Source organism: Vibrio sp. 1069 (genome assembly GCF_033340555.1).
On the sequence record NZ_JAWOWP010000376.1, the window covers coordinates 1 to 702 of the forward strand.

1 protein-coding gene is annotated in these 702 nt (G+C 46.3%); it reads left to right on the forward strand.

The features are described 5' to 3' along the window. Positions 1-91: 91 nt before the first annotated feature. A partial coding sequence (gene nadE, locus R7040_RS26615) for an ammonia-dependent NAD(+) synthetase (RefSeq protein WP_318097605.1) occupies positions 92-702 on the forward strand: 611 nt, incomplete at its 3' end.

A 702-nucleotide genomic window follows, 5' to 3' on the forward strand; every position in this document is an offset into this window, starting at 1 on the left:
TCGATAACGACGTCACACTGTTTGATCTTTGGTGAATGACCACTCGAAGCAGTTTTTGTGTCTAAGATATTTGCAGGAAAAGGAACCCTAAATGGAACAATCCATCCGTGACGAAATGCGTGTATTGCCGTCAATTGACCCGCATTTCGAAATTGAACGCCGTATTGCTTTTATTAAGCGCAAGCTACAAGAAGCAGGTTGTAAGTCACTTGTGCTTGGCATCAGTGGCGGTGTTGACTCAACCACGTTAGGTCGCCTTGCCCAACTTGCTGTAGACCAACTTAACGAAGAAACTGGCAGCAACGATTACCAGTTTATCGCAGTACGTCTGCCTTACGGTGAGCAAAAAGACGAAGATGAAGCGCAATTGGCGTTGTCATTCATTAAACCTACGCATTCTATCTCTGTGAACATCAAACAAGGTGTTGATGGTATGCATGCCGCTTCTAATATTGCACTAGAAGGCACAGGGCTAATGCCAGAAGACGCGGCAAAAGTAGACTTTGTAAAAGGTAACGTAAAAGCACGTGCTCGTATGATCGCTCAATACGAGATCGCCGGTTACGTCGGTGGCTTGGTGTTAGGTACTGACCACTCTGCAGAAAACATCACTGGTTTCTACACCAAGTTTGGTGATGGCGCGTGTGACCTTGCCCCTCTATTTGGTTTGAACAAACGTCAAGTGCGCGAAGTAGCCGCAAC